Genomic DNA, 26,370 nt, shown 5'->3' with positions numbered 1-26,370 from the left:
TGAACCATGGCGAACCCGGACATCCCTCACCTGAACAGCGAACAGCAACGCCAGCGCGCAGAAGCGCTTCTGGTGACGGCCTACCTCAGCGGCATCACCGACCCGCGCGAGCTGGCCAACTTCATGGGGCAGGTGCAGCATGAGAGCCAGAACTTCACGCGACTGGAGGAGAACCTCAACTACAGCGGCAGCCGTTTGTATGACGTGTTCCCAAAGCGCAATGGTTTGACGCGCGAAGGCGCTCAATCCATCGCCAACATACGGGACAGAACTGAACGGCAACATGCCGTGGCAGAGCAGGTATACGGAGGCGAATGGGGGAAAGCCGGCCTGGGCAACACCGAGGCAGGCGATGCGTTCACCTTCCGGGGGCGCGGCTACATACAACTCACGGGCAGGAGCAACTACACCGACTCTGGCCCGAAGCTGGGACTGGATCTGGTGCGCCACCCGGAGCTGGCCGCCAATCAGCAAAACGCCGAACGGATTGCGGTTCAGTACTGGAAAGACAACGTCCAACCCGTGCGCAGCGCCCGCACCGACGCCACCCAAGCCGGCTCCATCATCAACACCGGCGGCATCGGGGGCGAAGTCAAAGGCCTTCCCGAACGCCAAGCCAACGCCGCCGCCTGGGAAAGCAATCTGAATCAGGGCTATCTCGAAGCAGCCCTAAAACGCCACCCACAGGCGCAGGTAACCGCCGCCGCGGACCCGCTCAACCAGCCCCTGCAACTCAAACCCACCCACCAGCTCTCCCCCCAAAGCCTGCAGCTGATCCAGCAGAGCGAGCAACAAGTCCGCGCCATCGCCGACCGCCACCAGTTGCCCTGGAACCCCGGCCTGGACAACACCGTGCACGCCGTGGCCCAACAGGCCCGCGAGCAGGGCCTGACCGGCATCACCCACATGAAGGTCCAAAACGGCCAGATCCGGTTCGCCCAGCACGACGGCTACGCCCTCCGGGAGGGCCAGCTGGACGCCCGCTCGGCCGCCAACACCGACGCGCGCGCGTCCCTCACCCGCATGGCGCAGGCCGACCAACGCCCGGCGCACGGCAGTGCCTTCAGCGCCACACCGGCCCGCGCCGCAGAATCGCCCACCATGACGATGTGACGGCGCCCCTAGAATGGGCGAATGAGCTCCAACACACCTCCATCCCCGTCTAAAAACAACGCTGCCGCCCCCAATGCCGAGGGCGAGCACAAGGTCAGCAACTTCCTGCGACAGATCATCGAAAACGATCTGGAAAAAGGCACTTACGCAGGCCGCCGCTGGGCCGGCACCCCGGGCGACGCCGCCCACCACGCCGCCGGCCAGCCCGACCCGGCCAAGATCCGCACCCGCTTCCCCCCCGAGCCCAACGGCTACCTGCACATCGGCCACGCCAAGAGCATCTGCCTCAACTTTGGCCTGGCGCGCGACTACGGCGGCGTCTGCCACATGCGCTTTGACGACACCAACCCCGAGAAGGAAGACACTGAATACGTCAACTCCATCCTCGACGCGGTGCAGTGGCTCGGCTTCAACTGGGAAGCCAACGGCCAGAGCCACCTGTTCCAGGCCAGCGACTACTTCGACTTCATGTACCGCGCGGCGGAATACCTGATCACCGCCGGCCACGCCTATGTGGACGAACAGACCGCCGAACAGATGCGCGCCGCCCGCGGCGACTTCGGCAAACCCGGCGTGGACAGCCCGTTCCGCAGCCGCACGCCCGCCGAGAACCTGGCCCGCTTCCGCGAAATGCGCGACGGCGCGCACGAAGACGGCAGCATGGTGCTGCGCGCCAAGATCGACATGGCCTCGCCCAACATCAACATGCGCGACCCGGCCATCTACCGCATCCGCCGCGCCACGCACCACAACACCGGCGACAAGTGGTGCATCTACCCCATGTACACCTTTGCGCACCCCATCGAAGACGCACTGGAGCAGATCACCCACAGCATCTGCACGCTGGAGTTTGAAGACCAGCGCCCGTTTTACGACTGGCTGATGGACCGCCTGTGCGAAGGCGGCCTGCTCGCCCACCCCGCGCCGCACCAGTACGAATTTGCCCGCCTCAACCTCACCTACGTCATCACCAGCAAGCGCAAGCTCGCGCAGCTCGTGTACGACCACAAGGTCAGCGGCTGGGACGACCCGCGCATGCCCACCATCGTCGGCCTGCGCCGCCGCGGCTACACGCCCGAAAGCATCCAGCTCTTTGCCGAACGCATCGGCGTCACCAAGAGCGACTCCTGGATCGACTACAGCACGCTCGAAGGCTGCCTGCGCGAAGACCTGGAAAACAAGGCCCACCGCGGCATGGCCGTGCTCGACCCCGTCAAGTTGGTGCTCACCAACTGGGCCGAGGCCTTCGGCGCTGACGACTACACCGAAGACTGCACCCAGCCCGCCCTGCCCCACCACGCCGTGCCCGAAGGCCAGACCCCGCCGCCCGACCGCGTGTTCAAGATCGGCAAGGAAGTGTGGATCGAACGCGAAGACTTCGAAGAAGTGCCGCCCAAGGGCTACAAGCGCCTGTTCCCCGGCAACGTGGTGCGCCTCAAAGGCGGCTACGTCATCGAATGCACCGGCTGCGCCAAGGACGCGAACGGCACCGTGACCGAAGTGCACGCCAAGGTGATCCCCGGCACCAAGAGCGGCACCCCCGGCGCCGACATCGTGAAAGCCAAAGCCGCCATCACCTGGGTGAGCGTGGCCAGCGGCGTGAGCGCCGAAGTGCGCCTGTACGACCGCCTGTTCAGCGACCCCAACCCCGACGCCGGCGGCAAAGACTTCATCGAAGCCCTGAACCCCAACAGCCTCAAGGTGGTCACCGCCTACGTGGAGCCCTCACTGGCCTCCGCCCAGCCGGATCAGAAATTCCAGTTCGAGCGGTTTGGGTATTTTGTGGCGGATCGGGTGGATCACGTGGCTGGGAGCAAGCCGGTGTTCAATCGGGTTACGGGGTTGAAGGATTCGTGGGCGAAGTAACAAAACAGCTTTTTCTCAACTAAAAACCCGGTGTTGCTATTCGCAACACCGGGTTTTTTATTGAATAAAAGTTGCCAACGCATAAAACCTCTGCCAAACACCCAACATCCTTCTAAAAAATTAAAAATTAACCAATGAGGAAAATATTAATCTTTACTTCTCCAATCCTTGGTATACAGCAAATTATTATGACTCAAACGAATCACCATAAATTTAGCCAGCAGTCGCTCAGTCAGAGAACCATATTTTTTCGCCTCATCGAAAGACAAGAATATCTGCCTTCGTTTTACAGACGCCAAAATTCTTAGGATTCGAATAGTGGCAGGAACTTCAATATTCTTATAGATTATTGAGTCATGAATGAAGAATGGTAATTTTGTCAGAGAAAGCATAGCAACATCGAACCCTACTAGTCCAGCATACGTCTTCCCGGTCCCAGTATCATCGGGAGATATAAAACTATATGAGCTCGGGCTCTTGAGTCGCAATTCTGAACTATTCCGTCGCGGCCCATATACAACTTTATTAAATGCCGCAAGTTTTGAATTAATGCCACCCTCAATACTCAAAAATATGTTTTCAAATATTGAGTTCAATCTTTGATTAGAACTCTTTATTTCAGCATCCAACTGCGCCTTATGATCATAGTATCCATTTTCCAACGCAGCCCTATCAGTCTTCTCTTTCAAGTCAAGGACTTTTTGAAACAGATCATCCGGCACACCTTTAGAGCGTAAAGCAATTTGAACTTCATCATCCAGTGCAGACAACTCTTTGCCAACAGTTTTTTCGTGATCTACCGCGGAGATCAATTCCTCTTTTAGTTCCCTCTTAACAATGCCGCCAATTTGATGATGAAACGCCTCAACCCTTTCAATTCTTTCAACATTGACGCCGGGAAAAAACTCCTTCACGAGTGCAATGTTGGCAGACAATCTCGGCGTGATACCTGAAATCTCCCTCTGGAGTCTTCTGATTTTATTTTGAAGATCAGTCCTCAAAATGCCAAGCTCATTCTTGCGTAGCTGAATTTTTTTCAGATTTTCATCAAACAGAGTTTCATATACAGAGAGGGCTCCGCCAAAGCCTTGTTTTAACCTTTCAATCTGAACTACTCCATCAGCAATAGTTCCACCATTCTCCTTGTATTGAGTCTTGTTGACACTAGGAATGAGCTCGGCCTTCATTGAGTCAGAAACTAGCTTTCTTCTATCCCGCTGTTTTTCAAGCGTCTTTTTCTCAGCGCTAATTTCATCGCTCCGCTCAAAAAGATCAATTAGTCGACCAACCGCTATGCTCATTGACTCTTGAACATCCCCATCAAACGGGTGATCCGGTCCAATTCACCCTTACCCCAGATTCGAGCGAATGGACTGACCAGCGAGCGAAACGAGCCCTCAGACCCGTCAAGTCCATAAGAATTCTTTAGCCATTCGCGAAACTCTTTGATTGATTGTTCACCTTGCCGGGCATAATCTTTATCACACCTGAACACCAAACTTGATTGGTCTGTAGATCGCGAAAAATGATATATAACACCAGCAAACTGAAAGGCAAAGTCATAGTGGTGATGCCCCAGAGCCTTTATCACACCTGCCTTGTCATCCGTAAGACTGTCTCCTCCAAATGAAAAATCAATGACCATTAACGCCGTAGATTTTCCGATCGAGTTCTTTGCATCGTCATCACCTAATACAACATTTAGACCCTCATGGAATGAGATCTTCGATTGTCGAAAAAATGAGCAAGCTATTTCTTTAAGCATACACAACCACTCCAGAATCAACCTCAACATCAAGAACGTCTAAAACATACAAAACATCCATTGCATGCAAAAATTCGGCTGCGTCGTAAAACTCATCTTTCGTTCGGAGAAATATATCTAAGACCGTCTCTCCGTCGTTCCTGTTGAGCAAGATGTTCTTCATCTTGAAAATAGTGGACTCTTCAAGCCGGGTAAATTTAGTTGGGATCAACATCAAAGACCTCGCAGTTTTGGACAAAGAATGATGTCAACACCTTTGCAGCAAGTATTGGCTTTCCCGCTCTGTCACTTATCCATTGAGCAACATAATTAAAGACCAAATCTTTATTTCCTGGATTTTGCTTGCTCATTTCCAAGTAAAAAGTCTTTATTTGATTCTGCAAAATTCTAACAGCGACTTGGTCTTGTTGCTCAAGAAAACGCAAATGATCTCGAATTCTCACGTAAAAGCTGATGGCATTCTGTTTGATCTCGTGTTTTTGAAGTGGACTCATTCCGGTCTTCAGCTTCTTATCAACAGTCGCCACATCAAAATTCGGAGACCCTAAGTTCAAATCATCAAAATCAAATCCAACTATCGCATCCAGAATTTCACACACCTCTGATTGAATGACATATTGAGATGCAGTTAGCTTTGCCTTACTAACATCCAAGAAGTCATCTTTTATTTTTTGCAGCTTAGCTAACTCAGCAAGCTTAAAGTCCTTGTCGTACCTAGTGTGACATGTGGGACAAAGCGCAATAACATTCTCCAAGGAATTCAAATCAGTGGGCACCGGGTAACCAGTCAGAGCTTGCGCCTGCGCCGCTGTTGGATTCAATGGGTAAATGTGCGCAACCTCATATCCCTTCTTTGGCTTATTCGACCCGGGCTTTTTGAACAAAATAGGCATCATGCAGAGCGGGCAAGCTCCTTTTGTTTCCGCGTAGAGAATGCTGTGCTCTTCGTCACTATAGATATCTCTTTTATTTGCCATTCAAAATCCTACCCAGCGTTGTGATTGATACGGATCGAAAATTAAAACCGAACTTTGGTCAACGAATCCTATGAGAAATTACAGAGTTTAGCTATCGAATCGGTAGCTTGATCAAAAAGCACGCTCATCCAACCATCTCCCATTTGTCGTTTGGATTGCTGTACAGGAACGGTACACCGCCTTCACGGCTGGTTTCCTTTACCCAAAGTCGAAATTGTGTGCCCACAGGCGCCGACTCACGCATCGCGCGAGAGCATTCAACGCGCATCGTTGTAGGAAACCCCTGACCAGCAACCGGGCGAACTCGAATCTTGGCTGATGACGACTCGCCTCCTGCACGAAACGTTTCAACGATCACAAACATATGAACTTCCCTTCAGCGTTGATCGATTGCTAGTCAGGTACCCGGTCTGTTTCTCATGCGGCCAACCGTTGCCCAAACCGCCCGTCCCCACCCAACCCGATGATCAGCCGCTGCGTGGCCCGCGTGGCGCCCACGTAGAACAGCTTGGCTTCTTCGCGCTCGTCTTCGCCCGGGGCGGGCGTATGGCCCGCGCCCACCAACGCCACCACCGGGAACTCCAGCCCTTTGCTGGCGTGCATGGTCAGCACCTTGATGGTGTCGGCCGCCGGGTCGAAGCTGCCCCCGCCTTTGCGCACCTGGTGCGGCACGCCGCGCAGGGCAAGCACGTCGACGCACAGGTCCATCTCGCTTCAGTGTCTGAAGGTATCGGGGTCAGGCTTCAACCAGCGGCACTCAGGGCTTGGTGCGTCCCTGGTTCGCTGTTGGGCTGACCCGGGCCTCGTAGCCGCCTGGCCCGCCGGTGACGGTGTAGGTCATGTAGCGGATATTGCCGTTGATGGAGACGGTCAAAGTACTGTCTGTTCTTTCAACAATGGTGCCCTTGGCCCCTTCGCAGTAGCCCGAGGTGCAATAGGTTTCCCAAGCTTGGTTCACCGCCTGATCGCGAGGATTGGGCGGCGCGGCTGATACACAGGCGGCGAGCAAAAAGGCACTGAGCGTCGCAAACGAAAACCAAGTAGCCGTTTTTTTCATGATCTGTACTCCAGATGGGTGTGAACTCACGGATGACATAGGGATCGCATCTCGGGTGAATGATTAGGACGGGCGGACGAACAAACAGTATCAGCTAGCCATCACTTCTTCGATATCAGAAGCGGAGAAGTTCAGAATTTTTCCGATCTGCTTGATATAGAGCTTTTCGGTGATATGAAAGCGCCCATCCAGTTTTGCCAAGAGGGTCAGGTTGACCAGTAGTGCAATAGCTTCATCTGGTGACCTCTCTAGCGATTTGATGTCGAAGTATTGACTTTCAAGATTGCCTAGACTTGAGATTAAATCGATTTTTTCACCGTGCGTGATGTCCGCTTTATCGATGAAATTTCCAATAAATTCACTCTCCAAATCATCCACTTGGCCATCAATTTTCGCCAGATTGATTAAAATTTGAATTTTTGCATATTCGCTGGAACGAGCTTCATTATTATTCTCTTCTGCGGATATATCCAGAGGTGTGATTAGCTCGATGTCGGTGACATCGTCATTTTGTACAATTTGTTTACTAAAGAGCTCTTTGGACTTATTCCCGATTTTCCTTGTCATGTAGTTGGACCACGCGGCCATCGCTGCGGCACCCACCCCTGGAAGCCACTTGCTGATGGCCGACTTCAGGGCCTGCTGAGTGATTTTTCCACCCAAAATAACAATCAGCTTCTGAAACACTTGTAAGCTTGCCCGCTTCACTAAGAGCTTGCTACCCTGAACTACTAGCAGCCCTCCGGCGGAGGTGCCCATTGCGGAAACGAACACAGCGGCTAGAAGCTCTTTGGTGATAGCCTCTTTTTGACCATGTGCAGCAGCAACGTCATAAATCAATCGAATTTGATTTCTCGTGACCAATACTAACTCGGGGACAATGGCAAGCATTCCAATCGGCCCTGGAACCAAGCTTGAGCCACCCGATATGGCCGCATTAGCCAAAGCCGATGATCTTACAATTGAATCGATCGAGTCAAGGTTTGGAATCTTTCCAGGGTTTTCCTGATAATACTTATTTCTCTCAATAATTACTGCATCAAACGCACTCTCAAGATTTTCGGTAATTTTCGCTTGAATATTTTGCGTAGCGGATTGTTTGTTAGTCATAAGTATCGGGATTTTAGATAATATATTTGCCGCAATAGCTACGAATGTAACTAGGATTTTGGACTGTGTTCTTGCTAGTCTAAAATGTTTGGGGTCAGACTCCAATTCATCACAAAAGGCATCATCGCGAAACTCGCTTCATGCGAATCTGCATGTTGTTGAGTACGACCCCGTCAGGTCGAGTGAATGGCACATCTTTTGTCTCGACGTAGCCCAAAGTTCGCACTAAGTCGCTCAGCTTCTTAAAGCCAAAGTTGCGGGAGTCGAAAGATGGGTCGATTTTCCCGATGTAGCCGCCCACCCCACCCAGGGGTGCCCAGCCATCCTCTCTCGCATTGGCATCAATTGCCGCAATCACCAGCGGTTGAACCACGGCAATCTCAGTTGCGGGCACTGCACTTGGCTCTGCCTCGGGTGTTTCAGCAGGTTTCAGCTTGAGAATTTCTGTGTAAATGAACTTGTCGCATGCCGCGACGAAAGGTTCGGGCGTATGCCGTTCACCAAACCCATATACCGCCAAGCCTGCCTCTCGAATGCGAGTGGCCAAGCGAGTGAAGTCGCTGTCCGACGACACCAAGCAGAATCCATCAACAAGGCCCGCGTGCAGAACATCCATCGCGTCGATGATGAGCGCTGAATCAGTCGCGTTCTTGCCTGTGGTGTAGCGGAACTGCTGCATGGGCTGAATAGCGTTGGCATGGAGTACGTTCTTCCACTGCTGCAGATTGGGCGTTGTCCAATCACCGTAAGCCCGCTTGATGGTGGCGGTGCCGTAGCGCGAGACCTCCGACATGAGTTCGTGCACCAGCGACGCTTGCGCGTTGTCGGCATCGATCATCACTGCCAGCCGCTCGTTGTTTGGCTTTGTTGCCATCTTCGTTTTCCCCCTTTGTCTTCTTTGAAATCGCTCAGACAGCAAAGCGGTTTGCAAACTGCCCGCTGCCACCCAACCCAATGATCAGCCGCTGCGTGGCCCGGGTCGCGCCCACGTAAAACAGCTTGGCTTCTTCGCGCTCGTCTTCACCCGGGGCGGGCATGTGGCCGGCGCCCACCAGCGCCACCACCGGGAACTCCAGCCCTTTGCTGGCGTGCATGGTCAGCACCTTGATGGTGTCGGCGGCCGGGTCGAAGCTGCCCGCGCCTTTGCGCACCTGGTGCGGCAGGCCGCGCTGGCGCAACACGCCGGCGCATTGATCCATCTCGCTGTAGTGCCGGCAGATGATGGCCATGTCGCCCCAGGCGTGGCCTTCCTGGTGGGCGGAGCCCAGGAGCTCGGCCACGCGCGTGGCTTCGGCCCGCAGGCTGGGCAGGCGGATGATGAGCGGCGCCTCGCCGTCGCGCCCGCAGCTCACGGGCTTGAGCATGGGGATGCCGTCTTCGTCTTTGTCTTCGGCGGTCAACAGGTCAGCGGCCACGAGGCTGGCGGTTTGCAGAATCTGCCGCGTGTTGCGGTAGTTGATCTTGAGGATGGTGGTGCGCCCCTGCGCCTGGATGCCCACGCTCTTGAAGCTGAACTGCTTGCTGCGGCTGCGCTCGTAGATGCTCTGCGCGTCGTCGTACAGCACGAGCAGGCTGTTGGTGGCGGGGTCCACCATCTGCGTGATGAGCCTGAGCCACTCGGGCGCGAAGTCGTGGCCTTCGTCGATGAGCACGGCCTGGTATTGCCCGCTGGGGATCTGGCGGCGGTCCACACCGCTGATGACGCGCTGGACCATGTCGGCCATCTTGTCTTTGACCGACTGGTTGTTGGCGGGCAGGGTCTGGCCAAAGGCGACGAGCTGGTCGCGGCACCATTTGTGAAAGTGAACGGCGTGCACGCGGTCGGCAATGCCTTTGGCGGCCATCACGCGGGCGAGCTGCTTGGCCAGCGGCTCGTTGTAGCAAAGCATGAGGATGGGTTTGCTGGCCGCGGTGTGGGCCTTGGCCAGGTGCTCGGCGCGGTAGGCCAGCAGCATGGTCTTGCCCGAGCCGGCCACGCCGTGGATGACGCGGTGCCCGTCGCCCAGGCTGCGCGCCAGCTGCTCTTGCTGGATGTCCATCACACGCATGATGCTGGGCAGGTCGGCGGCCTCGTCGCCCGCATCGGCGGCGAACAGACTTTCCTGGGTGCTGACCCGCACTTCAGGAAACATGATCCAGCGCACGCGGTCCAGCTGCGGCAGCGACATGACGCCGCCCATCATGAATGGGAACATGTCCCACAGGCGGCTTTGCAGCGCCTCCGGGTCGACGTGTTCGCCCATCTCGTCCTGGCAGACCACGCGGTGCGGCTCGATGGCGTGGGCGAGTTCGGCTTTGTCGAACTGCACGCGGGTGATGTTGGGCAGCACCACGCCGTAGCTCCACGGAAAAGCCAGCTTGCCCTGGTGCCGGCCTTCGGGCTGCACCAGTTGCGGGTCGCGCTCCAGTGCCTTGACCACCTGGTGCGCGTACTGCCGCGCCTGCTCCAGCGGGTTGGCAATGGTCTTGGGGCCGTTGTCGCCGTGGATGTCCCAGGTCTGTTTGTTGGCCTGGATGAGGGTGGAGAACCGGAAGTCCTTGACCTCCAGGATCAGGATGCCCCGGCGCGGGTGCATGACCACAAAGTCCGGGTGCTGGTGCTTGGGGCCGACGGCCACGTCGTACCAGAGCAGGTAGTCGGCATCGAGCTTGTCTTCAAGCCGATCTGCGGTGCGGCGCTCGCCCGGAGTCATGCGCGAGACGCAGCTGCCGAGGGCTGGTATCAGTGTGGCCATGAGTTGTAAGTATTTGCTTCCCTGGGGCGGATGATGCCGCAAGTGCTGGCACACAATCTGGACGACCTGCCAATTTCAGCCGCAAGGCTCGGGCGGGTGATGTTGTATGCGGAGGCAAGAAGGGTGAATGTCGGGGCACATATCACTCTCTTGAAATTATCAGAACGGATATAAAATGAAACGCATCCAGTGGCTGGGAACCAGTCTCAATGTGGTCAGGGAGTTTCCTGAAGACGCACGCGCGGCGGTGGGTACGGAGCTGAGGCAAGTTCAGAACGGGTTGATGCCCAGCGACTTCAAGCCCATGCCCACTGTGGGTGGTGGCGCCTTCGAGATCAGGGTCCGTGCGGGCAATCAGTACCGGGTGATCTATGTGGCCAAGTTCGCGGAGGCGGTGTACGTGCTGCACGCGTTCGTGAAGAAGACGCAGAAGACCGCACCGCCCGACCTGGAGTTGGCCCAAAGCCGCTACGCGGCGCTGTTGAATGCAAGAAAGGAAGGCAAGAAGCCATGAGCAAGAAGCTGAATGTGGTGGTGGGCAGCGACAACGTGTTCCACGACTTGGGCTTTGCCGAGCCCGCGGCGCAAAACCTGTTGCTGCGCGCCGATCTGGTGGCGCACATCCGCAAGGTGATCGCCAAGCTCGGCATCACCCAGGCCGAAGCCGCCCAGCGCGCGGGCGTGAGCCAGCCGCGCATGAACGATCTGGTGAAAGGCCGCACCCACAAGTTCACGCTGGACGCGCTGGTGAACGTGGCGGCGCAGCTGGGCTACACGGTCAAGCTGTCGGTGAAGAAGGCGGCTTGAACCATTGCCGATGGACCACGGATACCTGAGTAAACATGCAACTGAAGTCGTCCACAGAGGAAGCGCCCATGCCCATCACCGCAAAATCATTGCGCGAACAGGCGCTGCAGCTCCCGCCAGATGAGCGCCTGGCGCTGGTGGATCAGCTCCTGGACACACTGGATGAGCCGGACGCTACTCTGGATGCCATGTGGGCGAAAGAGGCTGAATCGCGGCTGGCCGCCTACCGCCGAGGGGAGATTCAGGTGGCGTCCTTGTCAGACGTGATTGCGAAGTACCAAGTCAATTCCAGTTCGGCATGAACGTCCGCAAGTCGCATCAACGGGGGTCACCCGCATTCAGACGGCCAGGAGAGCGACATGAACAACCGTTTTTTGACCATCACCCTGCAGCCTGACTGGCAAGCCGGCCTGCGCGCAGCGGCTGTGGCTGCGCAGAAAGGCACTTACCAGGGTGAGGTGCTGAACTTCGAGAGCCCGGGTCATTTCTTCGGCATGCTGACCGAAAAACGCTGGGAGCTGGTGCGCACCGCGCAAGGCAAGGGTGAGCTGTCGGTGCGCGAGCTGGCCCGCCAGGTGGGGCGCGATGTGAAGCGGGTGCATGAAGACGTGGTCGCGCTGGCTGAGCTGGGCCTGCTGGAGCGCACCGAAGCCGGGGGCGTGGTGTGCCCTTTTGCGTCGCTGCACATCGACATGCATTTGAAGGCGGCTTGAGCGCCGCAGACAAATGCGTCAGTGCAGCGTATTCGCCATGATCTGGTGCATTTCCTGCTCCAGACCCTGCGACGGAATGACGACCATCTGCTTGCCGCCGAATTCGGCCGAGTAGCGCGGCGTTTCGCTGGCGTGCTGGTAGGCCTCGCCGAGCCGCACAATCATCTTGCCGACTTCGACTTGCGTCAGATGGTGTTCTTCGGCGAATTCCTTGAGGCCGGTGACCTTGCCATCGTGAATCCAGGCAATGCCAAAGTTCTTGGGTGGCTTGCCGAGGAATACAAAGGCTTCGTGCTCTGCCGGAACCACTTCGAGGTGGTCATGCACCTTGTGCGCCAGCTCTTCCAGCGGCGCTTTCATTTCATCGAGCTGGGCCAGCGCCTCGTTGCCAGCCGGCAGCGGCGGATAGTCCACCTTGCCGCCAAAAAACTTGTCCAGTAGTCCCATGTTGTTCTCCTTTCAGAAGAATAAAAGAGAGCCTGACAACTGCCCGCGGGCGCGGAGCGGGAGGGCACAGAGAGGGCGGAGAGGTCGCCAGACGGTTTCACCATAGACCATCAGGGCGATTTTTTCAAACCGGATCGATGAAATGGTTTTTCAAAGGCCCGCTGGCCGGCCCGGTATGTTGGCGCTGTAGATCAACTCCACCGTGGCGCCGTCGACCATCTGGAGCTGCACCGTCATGCGCCTGAACGCCCACTTGAGGTCGACCGTACCGGGCGCCGCATTCTCCCGCGCCTTGGTGCTGATGGGCAGGCCGTAGCGCGCGCGCAGCGAGGTCTGCAAGGCCCGCAGCAGCGCCTGGGTGCGCTCGCGGGTGCCGGGCTGGGCGCGCAGGTGAATGCGCTGCAGGCGCTCGGACTCGAAATGGAAGGTGGCGGCGAAGTCCTCGTCCGCAATCGGCGTGCTCGGGATTTCGAGCAAGGCGCTGCGGTCCGCCGCGCGCTGGCTGGGTGAGGTTTCGCGGGCGTCGGGCATCAGGGCGCGGATCTCGGCCGGGCTGGCGAGCATCGGTGCGTCGCGCCACAGGGTCTGGGCCGACACACCCAAGGCCATGCCGGCCAGCACGAGAAAGGTCAGGAAGTGCTTCATGGCGCCAAGTGTGACGCAACCGCCCGGTTCCGTTCAGGTCAGTGCTTGAGCACCTGTCGGATGGTGGCGGCCAGTTCGCTGGCCACGAATTTGGCCACGTAGGCGTCGGCGCCCACGGAGCTCACGTGCGCTTCGTTGGCCGTGCCCGTCAGGGACGAATGGATCACCACCGGGATCGATTTGAAGCGCGGGTCCTGCTTGATGTTGCGCGTCAGCGTGAAGCCGTCCATCACCGGCATTTCCAGATCGGTCAGCACCAGCGCCACTTTGTCGTGGGCGGTTTTGCCTTCGGCATGGGCCTCTTCTTCAATCGCCTGCAGACGGTCCCAGGCTTCCTGGCCGGTCTTGGTCATGACGTAGGGCGCGCCCATCGCGCCCAGCCCTTGTTCGATCATCATGCGCGCCACCGGCGAGTCGTCGGCCGCGAGGATGATCGAGCCCTCGGGCAGGTGCACCGCAGTGCCCACCGACTGCGGGGTGATGGCTTCCTGCGCGGTGGGCATGACGTTGCGCAGGATCTGCTCCACGTCCAGCACCTGGACCAGGCGGCCCTTTTCAGCATCGCCGTCGAGCTTGGCGATGCTGGTCACCAGACCGCCGCCATTGCCTTCTGCGGCCAGCACGTTGCCCCATTCGAGCCGCACGATCTCGGCCACCTCTTCAACGGCAAAGGCCTGGGTGGTCCGGGCGAATTCGGTCACCATCAGGATAGTGAGCCCGCGTCGGGGTACGCAGCCCACCACAGCGGGCAGGTCGATCACGGGGATGATCTGCCCGCGAATGTTGGCAACGCCGAGTACGTGGGCCGGTGCGTTCGCGATGGCGGTGATGGTCGGCATGACCAGGATTTCGCGCACCTTGAAGACGTTGATGCCAAACAGTTCGCGGCGGTCCGTACCCGGCGCTTCGCCCAGACGGAACAGCATCAGTTCAAACTTGTTGCTGCCTGTGAGGTTGGTGCGCTCTTCGATGTCGTGCAACGCGGTGGTCATGTGAGGGGATGCTCCAGTTTTAGGTTCTCACAGGATATGGGCAGAGGCCATTTGCCAAAGCGCACATGAGCCCCGCAAATGCTCCGCAGTTTGGGTTTTAGCTGGCAGGGCGACAATGTGTCCATCAACCGCGTGACGCCTCAAGCTGGAGCCTGCATGCCCCGCCCCCACCACCACGTCTACGTGGTCGAACTCTCCAAAGACGTGCTGCAGGAACGCAAATTCCGCAAGTGCAACCCCGGCTATGTGGACGGCAAACCCTGCGTCTACGTGGGCATGACCGGGCTGGACCCGGATGTGCGCTTTGACAAACACAAGGCCGGCATCCAGGCCAATGCCTACGTTCAGAAATACGGCCTGCGCCTGCTGCCCGACCTGTACGAGGGCTTCAACCCAATGCGCTACGAGGACGCGCAGGAGCGCGAGGTGGAGATCGGCATCGACCTGCGCTCGGCCGGGTTTGGGGTGTGGCAGGCCTGACGGCTGACGCAGGTTTTCTGCCTGATGGATACTCCCGGGTGTAGCTGCGTGTGGATCTCATGCCACCGAGCCGGCTTTCCAACCCAAGGAGATGTATGGACTTTTCAGGATTTTTTCAGCAGTACTGGCCGCTCTTGCTGGTGGCGCTGTGGTTTGGCTACAAGTGGTGGAGCGCACGAAGGGTGGTGGCGATGTTGCCGGAGCTCAAGCGAAATGGCGCCATGCTGGTCGACGTCCGTTCCGAGGCGGAGTTCGCTGGCGGGAACGCCCCGGGGTCGGTCAACATCCCGCTGCCGGCGCTGGGAAGCCGGCTCAAGGAAATCCCCAGCTCGGCACCCGTGGTGCTGTGCTGCGCCAGCGGAACGCGCAGCGGGATGGCGAAGATGATGCTGAAGAAGAACGGCTATGGCCAGGTCTTCAACATCGGCAAGTGGACCAACCTGTTGCGCTGAGGGCTTGGCCCCGGGGGTCCGCTGGAAGTCAGGCCCTGTGTCTGCTGCCCGACTGACCCCATCTGCATGCACCAAGGGCATGGATGCGCTTCGCTCGCTTGACGGTTCGCAAGGTGCATGGAGCGCCTGAGGGCCATCCTGCAGGTTCCCCCTTCAGGAGCACACCATGAAACTGTCTTATATGGCCAGCCTGGCCGCCTTGTTCATAGCCTTGCCCGCAGCGGCCCAGCCATCCACGCGCCCCATGGGGCCGGGACCCATGCCCGTCTTCGCCGACTTCGATGGCAACGGCGACGGCCGCATCACCGAGCAGGAGTTCATCGACGCCCGCAGCAAGCGCATCGCCGAGCGCGCCAGCGAAGGCCGCGCCATGCGCGGTCTGAGCCAGGCGCTGGACTTCAAGGAGATCGACACCCATGGCGACGGTGGCCTCAGCCGCGAAGAGTTCGATGCGAACCAGATGCGCCACTTCCAGAATCGTCCCATGCCGCCAGCACGTTGAACACGAACTTTGGCAGGTTTGGGGGTGGCAACCGTAGTGGTGCGTCCCGCCACTGGATCGGACGCGTCCAATCTACAATTATTTGTTTCTCATACTTGACAAATATCTATATTTGAACAAAATGAGAAACAAATGCCAGCCAAACCACCACTCTCCTCCGAACAAAGCGCCGCCCAGCTGCATGCGCTGGGCGAGCAGCTTCGTGCGCGCCGCAAGGTCCTGCGGGTGAGCAGCACAGCGGCTGCAGAGGCGGCGGGCATGTCGCGCGTGACGCTGCACCGGATTGAAAAAGGCGAGCCGTCGGTGACGGCGGGCGCCTGGGCCAATGCGATGGCCGCACTGGGCATGAAGCTGCTGGCGCGCAACGACGAGGACACCGATGCCACGGGCGGAAGCCCCCAGCCAAAGGAGCTGGCCGACTGGATACCGGTGCGCGTGCGCCTGGCTGACTACCCGCAGCTGAAGGCACTGGCCTGGCAGGTGCACGGCACCGACACGCTCACGCCCATGGAGGCCCTGGGCATTTATGAGCGCAATGCGCGCCATCTGGACACGGCGGCCATGTTGCCAGCCGAGCTGGCGCTGCTGCAGGCGCTGCGCACGGGTCTGGGTGGTGGTTCTGCGGTCGTAGGTACACCCGATGTTTGAACGCCCGCACCACCAGCGCATTGCACATGTGCTGGCCGCGCTGGACGGCGAGGTGCTGCGCCAGCATGGCTGCCTGTTTGGCGGCGGTACCTGCATCGCCCTGCGCCACGGCGAATACCGCGAGTCGGTGGACATCGATTTCCTGGTGTCAGACGCTGCAGGCTACCGCGAACTGCGGCAGTTGCTCACGGGCATCGAGGGCATCAACGCCGTGGTTCGGACAGGCGCTCAACCGCTGGTGATGTTGCGCGAGGTGAGGGCCGATCAGTACGGCCTGCGCACGGTGCTGCAGATGGACGGCCAGGCCATCAAGTTCGAAATCGTACGCGAGGCACGCATCGAGCTGGAAGCGCCGGGCAAGGACGATGTGGTTTGCGGCATCGGTACGCTCACGCCGCTGGATCTGGCCACATCCAAGCTGCTGGCCAATTCGGACCGGCAGGCGGATGACGGCGTGTTCAGCCGCGACGTGATCGACCTGGCGATGATGGGCCAGCGCTTGCCGGCGTTGCGTTTGGCGTTGGCCAAGGCACAACAGGCCTATGGCCCCGCGGTGTCGCGCGATCTGGGCAAGGCCATCGACCGCCTGCAAGAACGCCACGGCTGGCTGGAGCGCTGCATGCAGGCCATGGCGATAACCCTGCCCAAGGCGGTGCTCTGGCAAAAGATTCGCGCCCTGCGCAAATTGTTGAAGCCGGTCTGAAAAGCTGAACGCCACCGCTCGAAACAAGCCGAGCGCTTCAGTGCGTGGCGCCACCAGCCAGCAGTGTGTCTTGTGGAGTAGTCAGTGCGGCGCGCACCGCCACGCGCAGACCCCGCACCACGTCGTCCAGCGCCATGCTGGGTGTGCCCTGCTCGGGCAGCCAGGGCACGTGCACGAAGCCGCCGCGCGTGTGGCGCAGTTCGGGGTTGGCGGCGATGGTGTGCATGAGGCCGTAGAACACGTGGTTGCAGACGAAAGTGCCCGCGGTCTGTGACACCTCGGCGGGCAGGCCTTCGCGCTGCAGCGCGGCGAGCATGGCCTTGATGGGCAGGGTGCTGAAATAGGCGGCGGGTGCGCCGGGCGCCACGGGCGCGTCGATGGGCTGGGCCCCGGCGTTGTCGGGGATGGGGGCGTCATCCACGTTGATGGCGATGCGCTCCAGCGAGAGGGCGCTGCGGCCACCGGCCTGCCCCACGCAGATCACCAGCGCGGGCTGGTGCTTGACCAGCAGCACGTGCAGCGCGCGCAGGGCTTCACCAAACACGGTGGGCAACTGGGCCGCCACCACCGCATGCCCTGCCATCTGCCGGCCATGCAGCGCACGCACGGCGAGCCAGCTGGGGTTGATGGCATCGCCACCGAAGGCGTCGAAGCCCGTGAGCAGCACGCGGGGCCGGGAGGGGCGGGTTGGGGTGTACATGCGCGGCAGGGTGTGTCAGGCTGGCAAGGATATGCTGATCAGGCAGGAGCGCCAGGGGCGCGTCACCCGAAGGAGTTTTCATGGCAACCCGCAAGAAACCGGCCACCAAGGTCGAACCGCCCGAGGATTCGGGCTCCCACCTGATCAGCCAGGCGATCCTGTCGCTGGTGGGCCAGGTGCCCAGCTCGAAGGAGCGCAAGAGCCAGACGCCCGCGGACGATGCGCGCAAGAAGGCCAACGCCGCGGCGGCCAAGGCGGCGCTGGCGGCTGGCGCGCTGGCGCTGCCGCCGGGTCCGCTGGGCTGGTTGACGCTGTTGCCCGAAATGGTGGGGGTCTGGAAGATCCAGAAGCAGCTGGTGGCCGACCTGGCGGCCCTGTACGGCCAGCGATCCACGCTGACGTCCGAGCAGGTGGTGTATTGCCTGTTCCAGCACACGGCGGCGCAGGGCGTGCGCGATCTGGTGGTGCGCGTGGGCCAGCGCACGCTGGTGCGGCGCGCTTCGCCGATGCTGATCCGCGCGATCACGCGGCGCATCGGCACAAAGCTGGCGCAGCGGCTGCTGGGCAAGGGCGTGGCGCGCTGGGTGCCGATCGTGGGCGCGGTGGGTGTGGGTGCCTACGCGTATGTCGACACGGCACAGGTGGCGGCCACGGCGATCGACCTGTTCGATGGCGTGATCGAGGTGGAGGCGGTGGAGGTCTGATCGACAGGGCTCCACGCTCGAAAGCCTTGGCGCGTCAGCGCTGCGCGAGCACGAAGTCGATGGCCGCGCACACCGCCGCGGCCTGCGCGGCGTTGCACTGCTCGGGCGTCGCCCGCGGGCTGTCGGGGTAGACCTCGGTGGTCGTGGTGTAGCGGGCGCCCGTGATGCTGGCGCACAGGCCGAGCGACTTCAGCGGGTAGCGGATCACGCCGCGGTCGAACTGGGGCGAGCCGATGAGGCCGCCCTGGGCATCGGACGGCGCGATGTGTGTGACGCGCTCCACCGCCGCGATGATGGCCTGCTGGAATTCGGGCTGCGGGTTCTCGGTGTCGTCCACGAGGTAGAAGCCGTCTGGGATGTGCACGGGGGTGTAGGGCACACCATCGCGCGCCGCCTTCGCCGGGCTGAACTCCGACGCATCGGTGTCGGTGGTTTCGTGCAGGTCGATGTGCACGGCAAACTGGCCCAGCAAGGGCGCCACCAGCCGCATCAGCGCGGCGGATTCCTGCGCCGCGCTGGGTTCCTTGAACGAGCGGTTCGGGTCGATGGCGTCGAAGTTCCAGCGGTGGATGCGTTCGTAGCCCCACGGGCTCACGCAGGGCGCTACCAGCAGGTTCACCCGGCCGGCGTAGACCTCGGCGTGCTGGTCCAGAAAATCCAGCGCACCGTGCACGCCGCTGGTCTCGTAGCCGTGCACGCCACCCGTCACGAGCACGCCCGGCAGGCCGGCTTGCCATTCAAGGCTCTGCAGGGCAAAGAGCGGATACACATCGCTCCCATACAACACCTCCCCATAGGGCAACACCTCGAAGCGCGCACGCAGCCGCTCGAACACGGTCAGCACATCATCGGCGTAGCTGCGCTGGCGCACCAGCTGCGCGCGCCAGGCGGCCACTTCAGCGGGTCCCCAGGCCTGGCCGGGGGTGCCGATGGGATAGAAGGCTGGATGGGTCATGGGTGGTGTTTCCGTCTTTGGCCAGGGCACTCAGGGCTTGGCCACACGCTGGCGGATGTCTTTCAGCTTGGCCTGCAAACGCCGCTGGTTGTCCGGGCCGGTGCGCAGCAGCATCTTTCGCCCGGCCGACAGGGACTCCAGGGCCGGGTCGGCCAGTTCGTAGCGCACCCAGGGGCGCGTTGACGGGACGGTGCCTTTGACGTCCACGAGGGTGACGGCCAGCGGTTCGGTGGGCACCGGTGTGGCGATCAGGTGGTCGAGCACCTGGACCAGCCGGTCGTTGAAATAGCGGCCCGGAAAGCCCAGCTCTTCGTAGGCCTGCTGAAACAGGGGGTAGAGGCTGCGGTACAGGTCCACGGCCTTGCCGGTGTCCACCGATTCGATCATCAGCACCAGCGGCACATAACGCTGGCTGTTGCCGGGGTGGATGGTATCAACGCCGTTCTCACCGCGTTGCGTGGTGAAACGCTGGGGCGTGGGGATGACGGGCCAGACCATCACCGGCGCCTGCGAGCGCGCCAGGTTATCCACCGTGGCCACCGCCCGCCGCACGAAGCCGTCGAGCTGCAGGAAAGTGAGCAGGTTCTTGCGGCTGAGCAAGCCCGAGAGCAACCCGCTGACGTGTTCGTCGGAGCCGTCCAGCGCGGGCAGCGCGGTGGGCTCGCTGGCGGCATCGGCCACCGGCGCCTCGACGGGGTGCTCAATGGCGGGGGCTGTGGGCTCGGGGACCGCGGGCGCAGGTGGCGCTTCCGGTGCGGCGGCCGAGGGCGCAGCGACCGGGGCCAACGGCGCCTGCACGGGTTTGAAGTGCTGCCAGCCGAAGTAGCCCGCCACGGCGAGCGCGACCAGGGCAGCGATGAGTACGGGGAGCCGGGAAGTCGGTGGGTTCATGCCTCGTCACCTGGTTGGTGGTTGGGAGGCTGCCCATCCTACACCGCGGTTTTCATGAGCCAGCGCTGGCGCGCAAGCTTGCGCACAGCGGCCGTCTATGAACGGCACAACAAAATTTCGCATGGTTTACATGAATCGGGAAGAATCGGAGCCACTGCGAAAACCCCGAACCAGCATGAACTTCACCGAGCGACTCAAGACCCTGCCCGCCACCCACCACCTCGCCGCGCTGCAACTGCTGGACGCCCACGGCGCGGTGTTGGCCACGATTGAAAACAGGCCGGGCCAGACCGGTTCGCTGGCGGTGTACGCCGCCCTGGCCGCGATGCACGGCGGCCGCATCACGCCCGAAGCCGCGGCGCTGGGGCTGGACTGGTACGCCGAGCACACCTCCGATGCGCGCACGCACCCGGGCAAACACCCGAACATCGACCGCCTGCTGGTCTGGGCACAAGGCACGGCGAGCTACGCGGTGCGGCCGGTGCCAGCGGCAAGCGCCTGAGGTTGCGTTCAGTCAGCCCAGCTGACCACAGGGCCGAGCCTGCGTTCGGCCAGGAACACGGCCTCGCGCAGCGAGAGGGCCGCGCCGCCGTCCAGCCAGGGCACGGGCGTGTGGGGTTTGTCGAAGCGGATGTAGAAACACTCCACGGCGTGATCGGTGGCGAGTTCGGGCGGGTCGTCGGCGTTGCCGGTACCAAACAAGGTGTGGTGGCGCACGATGCGCACATGGCAGGTGGTCACGCCGCCGTAAAACCACAGCCCTTGCTTGACGGGTGAAAGTTGGTCAACGTCGTTCATGTCGCTGCCCCTTTGAGAGTGAACACCGGAGACGCCAGCCGTGCCACCAGGCGCCTGGCTTTGCGGACCATGATAGGCACAGGTGGCTGTTGCGCCAAGGTGGCTTTCACCCGGCTTGTCGAAACCGGCCACCCCCGTTCGTCGTACCCTTGTGGACGCGCGAGCTGACTGCAGCACCGTCCCGCATCCATCGAACCGCCACCCAGGAGATTCCCCATGACCACCGGCACCGTCACCCTGCACCGCGTCTTGACCGCACCGCCCGAACGCGTCTACCGCGCCTTCCTCGACCCCGACGCGATGGCCAAATGGCTGCCGCCGCACGGCTTCACCGGCCGCGTGCTGGAAATGGACGCGAAGGTGGGCGGCGTCTACCGCATGCAGTTCACCAACCTGAGCAGCGGCCACGTGCACGCCTTTGGCGGCAAGTACCTGGAGCTGGTGCCCAACGAGCGCATCGTGAACACCGACGTGTTCGACGACCCGAACCTGCCCGGCCAGATGATCACCACCATCACGCTCAAGGCGGTGTCGGTGGGCACGGAGCTGACCGCGGTGCAGCAGGGCATTCCGGCCATGATCCCCACCGAAGCCTGCTACCTGGGCTGGCAGCAGTCGCTGCAGTTGCTGGCGCTGCTGGTGGAGCCGGAGATTCCGGGCTGAGCGCGGTCCCGCCCGCGTTTCAGCGCGCGGTCATCGCCAGCGCCTGCAGGCGCTGGTGCGGCTCGCTGGCCCAGTCCAGCGGCAGCTGCTGCCGGATGCTGAGGTAGTGGTCGGTGAACACGTCGAGCCAGGCGGCGAGCGTGTCGGCGGCACGCTGTTCTCCGGCCAGTTCGAAACACAGCGCGGCCACTTCGGAGGTGCAGAAGTGGTGCTCATGCGTGGAGCGGCGCAGCCGGTAGTTGGACACCTGTTCGGGGTGCAGGCTGAGCACGGGCAGGCGGTCCAGATACGGGCTCTTGCGAAACATCTTGCGCGCCTCGGACCAGGTGCCGTCGAGCAGGATGAACAGCGGGCGCTTGCCGCCCTGCCCGGCTTCCTGGTCCTCGGCAGGCGGCAGCGCGGTCAGCACACGCCCGGGTTCCACGTAGTCACCGGGGAACACCACATAGGGTTGCCACTGCGGATCGGCCAGCAGCGCCAGCAGCGCCGGGTCCACCGCGGTGCGGGCCCAGCCGAAGGCCCAGGTGTCGGCCACCACGTCGGCGATCAGCCAGCCGGTGTTGCTGGGCTTGAGCGCTTCGATGTCGCCCATGATCAGGCACACGCCCGCTCGGGTGGGCACCTGCGGGCGCAGCGCGCAGATGCAGTGGCTGGCAACGAGGCGGCAGCAGGGGCAGCGCCCCAGACCGGAGCCGCGGGCCACGTAGGGCTTGGAGCTGACGGCCAGGCGGGCGGTGCGCAGGCGCGAGACGGCGTGAGCGTTCACTGGAGTACCTTCGCCCCGCGGGCTGCGGTGCGAGCTGGCTTGGGAACGGCCCGGCGCGGCGCTCATGCGGTGCACCCGGGCGGGGTGAAGGTGAAGGGGCGGGACATGCAGGGACTGTATGCCAGCCGGAGCGGCAGCGCCCGGTGGCGTCTCTCGCCTTCTCAGGCCCGGGCTCTTTCGCGCGCGGCCACCAGCAGACCCGTGAGCAGGCACACGCCACCGGCCAGCTGGCTGGCGCTGAGCGTGCGGCCGTAGACGAGGGCGTCGAAAGCCACGGCGCTGGCCGGGTACACGAACTGCAGCACGGCCATGCGCCCGGCCGACAGGCGCGCCACGCCGCCATACACCAGCACATAGGCCAGACCGGTGTGCACCACCCCCATGCCCGCCAGCCAGCCCCAGGCGGGCCCGGGCGCCGGCCAGCCCTGCGTGAGCGGCCACCACAGCAGCGCCACGGTTCCGGCCACGCATTGCCACCAGGCCATGACCAATGCGCTGGCGCCGGTGGCACGGCGCAGCAGCAATGGGGCCACGGCGTAGGCCAGCGCGGCGCCGAGCGCGAGCGCGATGCCCTGCAGGTAGCGCGCGTCGGCGCTCTGGTGCCCGAACGCGTGGTCCAGCCCGCCGGTGGCCAGGCCCAGACCGAGCAGCGCCACCAGGGCGGCGCCCCACTGGCGGCGGCTCACGCGCTCGCCCAGCCAGAGCGTGCCCGCCACCATGATGAGGAAGGGTTGCACATGCACCACCAGCGTGGCCACCGACATGGACGTGCGCGGCACGGCCTCGAAGAACAGGGTCCAGCTGAGCACCATGAACAATCCGCCCGAGATGGCCAGCGCGGCATCGCGTCGGCTCAGCAACAGTTCACCCCAGCGGCGCGAGAGCGCGAACCACAGGGTGAGCGCGAGCAGCCCGAAGGCGCAGCGGAACCACACGGCGGTGAGCGCGGGCTGGCCGGCTTCTTCGATGAAGATGCCGAGCGTGCCCAGCAGCAGGCCGCCGCTGACCATGAGCCACTGGCCCTGCGTTTCACGCTCGCGATGCGTGGCCGTGAAGGCAGGGGGGCCGGTGAAGGCCGGGGCGTTTTGCGAATTCATGGGCCGATGTTCCCGGGATCGCATGAACGGGTAAAGCGGATAATTCACATTCCATTCATTCGATAATCGAATTCAATCAAAACGCCCATGGCCCGCACCGACCTGCAGATGGACTGGCTCCGCGCCTTTGTGGCGGTGGTGGACAACGGTTCGCTTTCGGCGGCGGCGCCGCAGGTGCACCGTTCGCAATCGGCGGTGAGCATGCAGTTGCTGAAGCTGGAAGAAGCCGTGGGCGGCGCGGTGCTGCGCCGCGGACCGCGGCACCTGAGCCTCACACCGCTGGGCACCGAGCTGCTGGGCTATGCGCGGCGCATCCTGGCGCTGCACGGCGAAGCGCTGACGGCGCTCACCGGCCCCACGCTCTCGGGCCAGGTGCGCCTGGGCGTGCCCGATGACTACGCCGCCAGCTACCTCACGCCGGTGCTGCGCAGTTACGCGGCACGCCACGCGGCGGTGGAGATCGTGCTGGACTGCGAACAGTCCACCTCGCTCATTCCCAAGGTGCAACGCGGCGAACTGGACCTGGCGCTGGTCTCGCGCGACCACCAGCGTCGCGGCACCCTGCTCTTTCACGAGCCGCTGGTGTGGATCGGGGCGCCCCAGTTCGAGGTCTGGCGCAACACGCCGCTGCCGATCGCGGTGTACGAGCCCAGCAGCCTGGCGCGGCGCTCGACCATCGCGGCGCTGGAGGCGCAGGGGCGCGCCTACCGGGTGGTCTACAACAGCTCCAGCCTGCCCGGTCAGCTGGCGGCGGTGGAAAGTGGGTTGGCGATCGCGGTGCTCACGCGCTGCAGCGCGCCGCCGCACCTGGTGATCCTGGGGGAGCGCCAGGGCTTGCCACCGCTCGATGCCATGGCGGTGGCGGTCTACCGCAGCAAGGCCTCGCGCACGAACCCGGCGGTGGATGCACTCCACGAGCTGGTGTTGCAGACCCTGAGCAAGCCCGCCTGAGCGGTGATGGGGCCTCCTGCGCGTCGCGTGCGCAAACAACCCGGATCTGCCATCATGCCGCGCATGAACGACGCCACCACCCCTCCCCCCGACACCGTCATCCACGGCTGGCACGCCCACGTGTATTTCAACGCCGACACGCTGGCGCAGGCGCGCACGCTGTGCGAAGCGGCCGCCGCCCGGTTCCCGCTGAAGATGGGCCGCGTGCACGAGAAGCCGGTGGGCCCGCACCCGGACTGGAGCTGCCAGCTGGCCTTCAAGGCCGCCCTGTTCGCCGACGTGATCCCCTGGCTGACGCTGCACCGCGGCGGTCTGGTGGTGTTCATCCACCCGATCACCGGCAACGATCTGGTGGACCACCGCGACCGCGCGCTGTGGATGGGCGCGGTGCGCCCGCTGGACCTGAACGTGTTGCCCGAGCGCTCGGTGACCTACGACCTGTAAGCCTTGAAGCAGCCCATGAACATCACCTCGCTTGAAGCGCTGCGCGCGCTGTACGACCCGGTGCGCGAGCGCTCGGCCCTGAAAGAACTGCCGCAGCTGGACGTGCACGCCACGCGCTTCATCGGCCTCTCGCCGCTGGTGGTGTTGTCGAGCGCCGGGGCGAACGGCGCGCTGGACGCGTCGCCGCGCGGCGGTGAGCCGGGCTTCGTGAAAGTGCTGGATCCGCAGACGCTGCTGATCCCCGACGCGCCGGGCAACAACCGGCTCGACACGCTGGAAAACATCGTGCAGACCGGCCAGATCGGCCTGCTGTTCCTGGTGCCGGGCATGGACGAGACGCTGCGCGTGAACGGCCGCGCGATGCTCACCACCGACGAGGCCGACCGGGAGCGCTGCACCGACGCGCGCCGTGTGCCCAAACTCGTGATCCGCGTGACGGTGCAGGCGTCCTACCTGCACTGCGCCAAGGCGCTGATGCGTTCTTCCCTCTGGGACGCGGGCCGCCAGGTGGAGCGCTCGGTGATGCCGAGCATGGGCGAGATGCTGCGCGACCAGATCGGCGACCGCCTGAGCGCGGACGCGCCGGTGGAGACACAGGCGCAGATGCTGGAGCGCTACCGGCAGACCTTGTGAGACTGCTCCACCCGATCCCGCGGCCCCTTGGTCCGCCTGTTCCGCCTGTTCCGTTCACGGACACCTGCTGTGGAACGGCACAGGTGCCTGGCGACCCCGCGACGCGCACCCGCAGATAAAAAGCGCCATCAAATCAGGGACGTTCTCATATTGAGAAAAACCTTGGCGAATCCGTGCGCGATGGCATGGAAATTGACTCGTTGGCCACGCCTGTCCTTTTTGGGACGGGCGTTTTTTTATTCCACCAACGAGGAGACATCAATGACTTTGTTATTTGCACTGGCCATTTCCATCGGCCTGCTGGCCGTCGCCGCCACCTGGCTGTTTTTTGGGCCACTGGCCGCTTTTCAGATGCAGGTGTGGCAAGCCTTCGTGGCCTGGGCCAGCTTCTTTCACAACGGCGGCAAATCGGATGGCCTGGTGAAGACCGTGGTCTGCATGTCGTTTGGTGCGCTGGTGGGCATGGCCTCGGTGATGCTGATCGGGTCGCTGGGCGCGCTGGGTGGCCTCGCGGCACCCGTGGCGGTGGGCCTGGGTGCGGCGGTGATTGTGCTGGCGGCGCACCTGCCGTTTCTGTCGACCATCCCGTCCAGCGTGTACGGCTTCGCCAGCGTCGCCGGCCTGATCCTGCTGGGCAAGGACATGACACCCACGGCCGCGATCCTGCCCACCATCCTGTCGATCGCCGTGGGTGCGGGTTTTGGCTGGTTGTCTGAGCAGTTGGCCGGCAAAATGACCAAGCCCGCCTGAACGGGC

At 61.9% G+C, this 26,370-nt stretch carries 36 protein-coding genes; 18 read left to right on the top strand and 18 right to left on the bottom strand.

Translation table 11 applies throughout. The features are described from left to right. Positions 1-6: 6 nt before the first annotated feature. Both F3K02_RS11420 and F3K02_RS11415 read left to right on the top strand, forming a co-directional pair. On the top strand, positions 7-1,113 hold the full coding sequence (locus F3K02_RS11420; RefSeq protein WP_177135724.1) for a glycoside hydrolase family 19 protein: 1,107 nt from the start codon (positions 7-9) through the stop codon (positions 1,111-1,113). A gap of 21 nt (positions 1,114-1,134) precedes the next feature. After that, entirely contained in the window at positions 1,135-2,979 is a 1,845-nt protein-coding gene (locus F3K02_RS11415) for a glutamine--tRNA ligase/YqeY domain fusion protein (protein WP_177135723.1), read from the top strand. Positions 2,980-3,125: 146 nt separating this feature from the next. Here the strand turns inward: F3K02_RS11415 and F3K02_RS11410 are convergent, their stop codons facing one another. The 9 genes from F3K02_RS11410 to F3K02_RS11380 form a co-directional block, all read right to left on the bottom strand. Next, on the bottom strand, positions 3,126-4,280 hold the full coding sequence (locus F3K02_RS11410; RefSeq protein WP_218179431.1) for a DUF2326 domain-containing protein: 1,155 nt from the start codon (positions 4,278-4,280) through the stop codon (positions 3,126-3,128). Continuing rightward, entirely contained in the window at positions 4,277-4,744 is a 468-nt protein-coding gene (locus F3K02_RS27300; RefSeq protein WP_218179430.1) for a hypothetical protein, read from the bottom strand. Before F3K02_RS27300 ends, F3K02_RS11410 begins: the two co-directional genes overlap by 4 nt. Beyond that, complete coding sequence (locus F3K02_RS27970; protein WP_425485580.1) at positions 4,737-4,907, bottom strand: ABC-three component system middle component 7; 171 nt, start codon at positions 4,905-4,907, stop codon at positions 4,737-4,739. Before F3K02_RS27970 ends, F3K02_RS27300 begins: the two co-directional genes overlap by 8 nt. A 34-nt stretch (positions 4,908-4,941) precedes the next feature. Then, positions 4,942-5,721, bottom strand: coding sequence for an ABC-three component system protein (locus F3K02_RS11405; protein ID WP_177135722.1), 780 nt, complete (start codon positions 5,719-5,721; stop codon positions 4,942-4,944). A 417-nt stretch (positions 5,722-6,138) separates the two neighbouring features. Then, complete coding sequence (locus F3K02_RS11400) at positions 6,139-6,429, bottom strand: 3'-5' exonuclease (protein ID WP_177135721.1); 291 nt, start codon at positions 6,427-6,429, stop codon at positions 6,139-6,141. Positions 6,430-6,478: 49 nt separating this feature from the next. Then, on the bottom strand, positions 6,479-6,778 hold the full coding sequence (locus F3K02_RS11395) for a hypothetical protein (RefSeq protein WP_177135720.1): 300 nt from the start codon (positions 6,776-6,778) through the stop codon (positions 6,479-6,481). A 90-nt stretch (positions 6,779-6,868) separates the two neighbouring features. Next, on the bottom strand, positions 6,869-7,888 hold the full coding sequence (locus F3K02_RS11390) for a tellurite resistance TerB family protein (RefSeq protein WP_177135719.1): 1,020 nt from the start codon (positions 7,886-7,888) through the stop codon (positions 6,869-6,871). A gap of 121 nt (positions 7,889-8,009) precedes the next feature. Then, a complete protein-coding gene (locus F3K02_RS11385) occupies positions 8,010-8,762 on the bottom strand; it encodes an NYN domain-containing protein (protein WP_177135718.1) in 753 nt (250 codons plus the stop codon). Positions 8,763-8,796: 34 nt separating this feature from the next. Beyond that, a complete protein-coding gene (locus F3K02_RS11380; protein WP_177135717.1) occupies positions 8,797-10,623 on the bottom strand; it encodes a 3'-5' exonuclease in 1,827 nt (608 codons plus the stop codon). A 175-nt stretch (positions 10,624-10,798) separates the two neighbouring features. Here F3K02_RS11380 and F3K02_RS11375 point away from each other — a divergent pair, with 175 nt between their 5' ends. The 4 genes from F3K02_RS11375 (at position 10,799) to F3K02_RS11360 (ending at position 12,143) form a co-directional block, all read left to right on the top strand. Next, positions 10,799-11,137, top strand: a complete 339-nt coding sequence (locus F3K02_RS11375; protein ID WP_177135716.1) for a type II toxin-antitoxin system RelE/ParE family toxin — start codon at positions 10,799-10,801, stop codon at positions 11,135-11,137. Beyond that, the gene (locus F3K02_RS11370) at positions 11,134-11,430 is read left to right on the top strand and encodes a helix-turn-helix domain-containing protein (protein ID WP_177135715.1); all 297 of its coding nucleotides are present in this window, start codon (positions 11,134-11,136) and stop codon (positions 11,428-11,430) included. Before F3K02_RS11375 ends, F3K02_RS11370 begins: the two co-directional genes overlap by 4 nt. 68 nt (positions 11,431-11,498) lie before the next feature. Then, complete coding sequence (locus F3K02_RS11365) at positions 11,499-11,732, top strand: addiction module protein (protein ID WP_177135714.1); 234 nt, start codon at positions 11,499-11,501, stop codon at positions 11,730-11,732. 57 nt (positions 11,733-11,789) lie between these two features. Beyond that, positions 11,790-12,143, top strand: coding sequence for an HVO_A0114 family putative DNA-binding protein (locus tag F3K02_RS11360; protein WP_177135713.1), 354 nt, complete (start codon positions 11,790-11,792; stop codon positions 12,141-12,143). An 18-nt stretch (positions 12,144-12,161) separates the two neighbouring features. Here F3K02_RS11360 and F3K02_RS11355 read toward each other — a convergent pair whose 3' ends face one another. From F3K02_RS11355 to F3K02_RS11345, 3 genes are all read right to left on the bottom strand, one after another. After that, positions 12,162-12,590, bottom strand: coding sequence for a hypothetical protein (locus tag F3K02_RS11355; RefSeq protein ID WP_177135712.1), 429 nt, complete (start codon positions 12,588-12,590; stop codon positions 12,162-12,164). A gap of 150 nt (positions 12,591-12,740) precedes the next feature. Further along, a complete protein-coding gene (locus tag F3K02_RS11350) occupies positions 12,741-13,235 on the bottom strand; it encodes a hypothetical protein (RefSeq protein ID WP_177135711.1) in 495 nt (164 codons plus the stop codon). A gap of 38 nt (positions 13,236-13,273) precedes the next feature. After that, a complete protein-coding gene (locus tag F3K02_RS11345; RefSeq protein WP_177135710.1) occupies positions 13,274-14,227 on the bottom strand; it encodes a chemotaxis protein in 954 nt (317 codons plus the stop codon). A 156-nt stretch (positions 14,228-14,383) separates the two neighbouring features. Here F3K02_RS11345 and F3K02_RS11340 point away from each other — a divergent pair, with 156 nt between their 5' ends. From F3K02_RS11340 to F3K02_RS11320, 5 genes are all read left to right on the top strand, one after another. Beyond that, complete coding sequence (locus F3K02_RS11340; protein WP_177135709.1) at positions 14,384-14,707, top strand: hypothetical protein; 324 nt, start codon at positions 14,384-14,386, stop codon at positions 14,705-14,707. Positions 14,708-14,802: 95 nt separating this feature from the next. After that, on the top strand, positions 14,803-15,159 hold the full coding sequence (locus F3K02_RS11335; RefSeq protein ID WP_177135708.1) for a rhodanese-like domain-containing protein: 357 nt from the start codon (positions 14,803-14,805) through the stop codon (positions 15,157-15,159). Between the two features lie 166 nt (positions 15,160-15,325). Next, positions 15,326-15,661, top strand: a complete 336-nt coding sequence (locus F3K02_RS11330; protein ID WP_177135707.1) for an EF-hand domain-containing protein — start codon at positions 15,326-15,328, stop codon at positions 15,659-15,661. A gap of 132 nt (positions 15,662-15,793) precedes the next feature. Then, positions 15,794-16,309: a helix-turn-helix domain-containing protein gene (locus tag F3K02_RS11325; RefSeq protein WP_177135706.1), complete on the top strand. Its 516-nt coding sequence runs from the start codon at positions 15,794-15,796 to the stop codon at positions 16,307-16,309. Further along, positions 16,302-17,012 carry a nucleotidyl transferase AbiEii/AbiGii toxin family protein gene (locus tag F3K02_RS11320; RefSeq protein WP_177135705.1) on the top strand — a complete coding sequence of 237 codons (711 nt, stop codon included), beginning with the start codon at positions 16,302-16,304 and terminating at the stop codon, positions 17,010-17,012. Before F3K02_RS11325 ends, F3K02_RS11320 begins: the two co-directional genes overlap by 8 nt. A gap of 37 nt (positions 17,013-17,049) precedes the next feature. Here the strand turns inward: F3K02_RS11320 and pcp are convergent, their stop codons facing one another. Further along, positions 17,050-17,712 (bottom strand): pyroglutamyl-peptidase I, encoded by a 663-nt coding sequence (gene pcp, locus F3K02_RS11315; RefSeq protein WP_177135704.1) that lies wholly within the window; start codon positions 17,710-17,712, stop codon positions 17,050-17,052. 80 nt (positions 17,713-17,792) lie between these two features. Between pcp and F3K02_RS11310 the strand changes: the two genes are divergently transcribed. After that, positions 17,793-18,416 carry a hypothetical protein gene (locus F3K02_RS11310; protein WP_218179429.1) on the top strand — a complete coding sequence of 208 codons (624 nt, stop codon included), beginning with the start codon at positions 17,793-17,795 and terminating at the stop codon, positions 18,414-18,416. Positions 18,417-18,450: 34 nt separating this feature from the next. Here the strand turns inward: F3K02_RS11310 and F3K02_RS11305 are convergent, their stop codons facing one another. Beyond that, complete coding sequence (locus F3K02_RS11305) at positions 18,451-19,371, bottom strand: M14 family metallopeptidase (protein WP_177135703.1); 921 nt, start codon at positions 19,369-19,371, stop codon at positions 18,451-18,453. Between the two features lie 30 nt (positions 19,372-19,401). After that, positions 19,402-20,262 carry a DUF3014 domain-containing protein gene (locus tag F3K02_RS11300; RefSeq protein WP_177135702.1) on the bottom strand — a complete coding sequence of 287 codons (861 nt, stop codon included), beginning with the start codon at positions 20,260-20,262 and terminating at the stop codon, positions 19,402-19,404. A 175-nt stretch (positions 20,263-20,437) separates the two neighbouring features. Here F3K02_RS11300 and F3K02_RS11295 point away from each other — a divergent pair, with 175 nt between their 5' ends. After that, positions 20,438-20,764 (top strand): DUF2322 family protein, encoded by a 327-nt coding sequence (locus F3K02_RS11295; RefSeq protein ID WP_177135701.1) that lies wholly within the window; start codon positions 20,438-20,440, stop codon positions 20,762-20,764. Between the two features lie 8 nt (positions 20,765-20,772). On the opposite strand, the gene F3K02_RS11290 is transcribed toward F3K02_RS11295, so the two are convergent. Continuing rightward, positions 20,773-21,060: a hypothetical protein gene (locus tag F3K02_RS11290; RefSeq protein WP_177135700.1), complete on the bottom strand. Its 288-nt coding sequence runs from the start codon at positions 21,058-21,060 to the stop codon at positions 20,773-20,775. Positions 21,061-21,276: 216 nt separating this feature from the next. Between F3K02_RS11290 and F3K02_RS11285 the strand changes: the two genes are divergently transcribed. Beyond that, positions 21,277-21,723 (top strand): SRPBCC family protein, encoded by a 447-nt coding sequence (locus tag F3K02_RS11285; protein ID WP_177135699.1) that lies wholly within the window; start codon positions 21,277-21,279, stop codon positions 21,721-21,723. A gap of 19 nt (positions 21,724-21,742) precedes the next feature. On the opposite strand, the gene F3K02_RS11280 is transcribed toward F3K02_RS11285, so the two are convergent. Together F3K02_RS11280 and F3K02_RS11275 are read right to left on the bottom strand one after the other, a co-directional pair. Next, positions 21,743-22,489: a tRNA-uridine aminocarboxypropyltransferase gene (locus tag F3K02_RS11280; protein ID WP_343067068.1), complete on the bottom strand. Its 747-nt coding sequence runs from the start codon at positions 22,487-22,489 to the stop codon at positions 21,743-21,745. A 161-nt stretch (positions 22,490-22,650) separates the two neighbouring features. Further along, positions 22,651-23,586, bottom strand: a complete 936-nt coding sequence (locus tag F3K02_RS11275; protein ID WP_177135697.1) for a DMT family transporter — start codon at positions 23,584-23,586, stop codon at positions 22,651-22,653. Between the two features lie 87 nt (positions 23,587-23,673). On the opposite strand from F3K02_RS11275, the gene F3K02_RS11270 reads away from it, so the two are divergent. From F3K02_RS11270 to F3K02_RS11255, 4 genes are all read left to right on the top strand, one after another. After that, positions 23,674-24,537, top strand: a complete 864-nt coding sequence (locus F3K02_RS11270; RefSeq protein ID WP_177135696.1) for a LysR substrate-binding domain-containing protein — start codon at positions 23,674-23,676, stop codon at positions 24,535-24,537. A gap of 63 nt (positions 24,538-24,600) precedes the next feature. Then, positions 24,601-24,981: a DOPA 4,5-dioxygenase family protein gene (locus F3K02_RS11265; protein WP_177135695.1), complete on the top strand. Its 381-nt coding sequence runs from the start codon at positions 24,601-24,603 to the stop codon at positions 24,979-24,981. Positions 24,982-24,996: 15 nt separating this feature from the next. After that, entirely contained in the window at positions 24,997-25,614 is a 618-nt protein-coding gene (locus tag F3K02_RS11260) for a pyridoxamine 5'-phosphate oxidase family protein (protein WP_177135694.1), read from the top strand. 261 nt (positions 25,615-25,875) lie between these two features. After that, positions 25,876-26,364, top strand: a complete 489-nt coding sequence (locus F3K02_RS11255) for a DUF1097 domain-containing protein (RefSeq protein WP_177135693.1) — start codon at positions 25,876-25,878, stop codon at positions 26,362-26,364. Positions 26,365-26,370: the final 6 nt, after the last annotated feature.

Source organism: Hydrogenophaga aromaticivorans (assembly GCF_013387465.1).
Lineage (GTDB): Bacteria > Pseudomonadota > Gammaproteobacteria > Burkholderiales > Burkholderiaceae_C > Hydrogenophaga > Hydrogenophaga aromaticivorans.
This window is presented reverse-complemented; position numbering and strand designations above follow the sequence as displayed.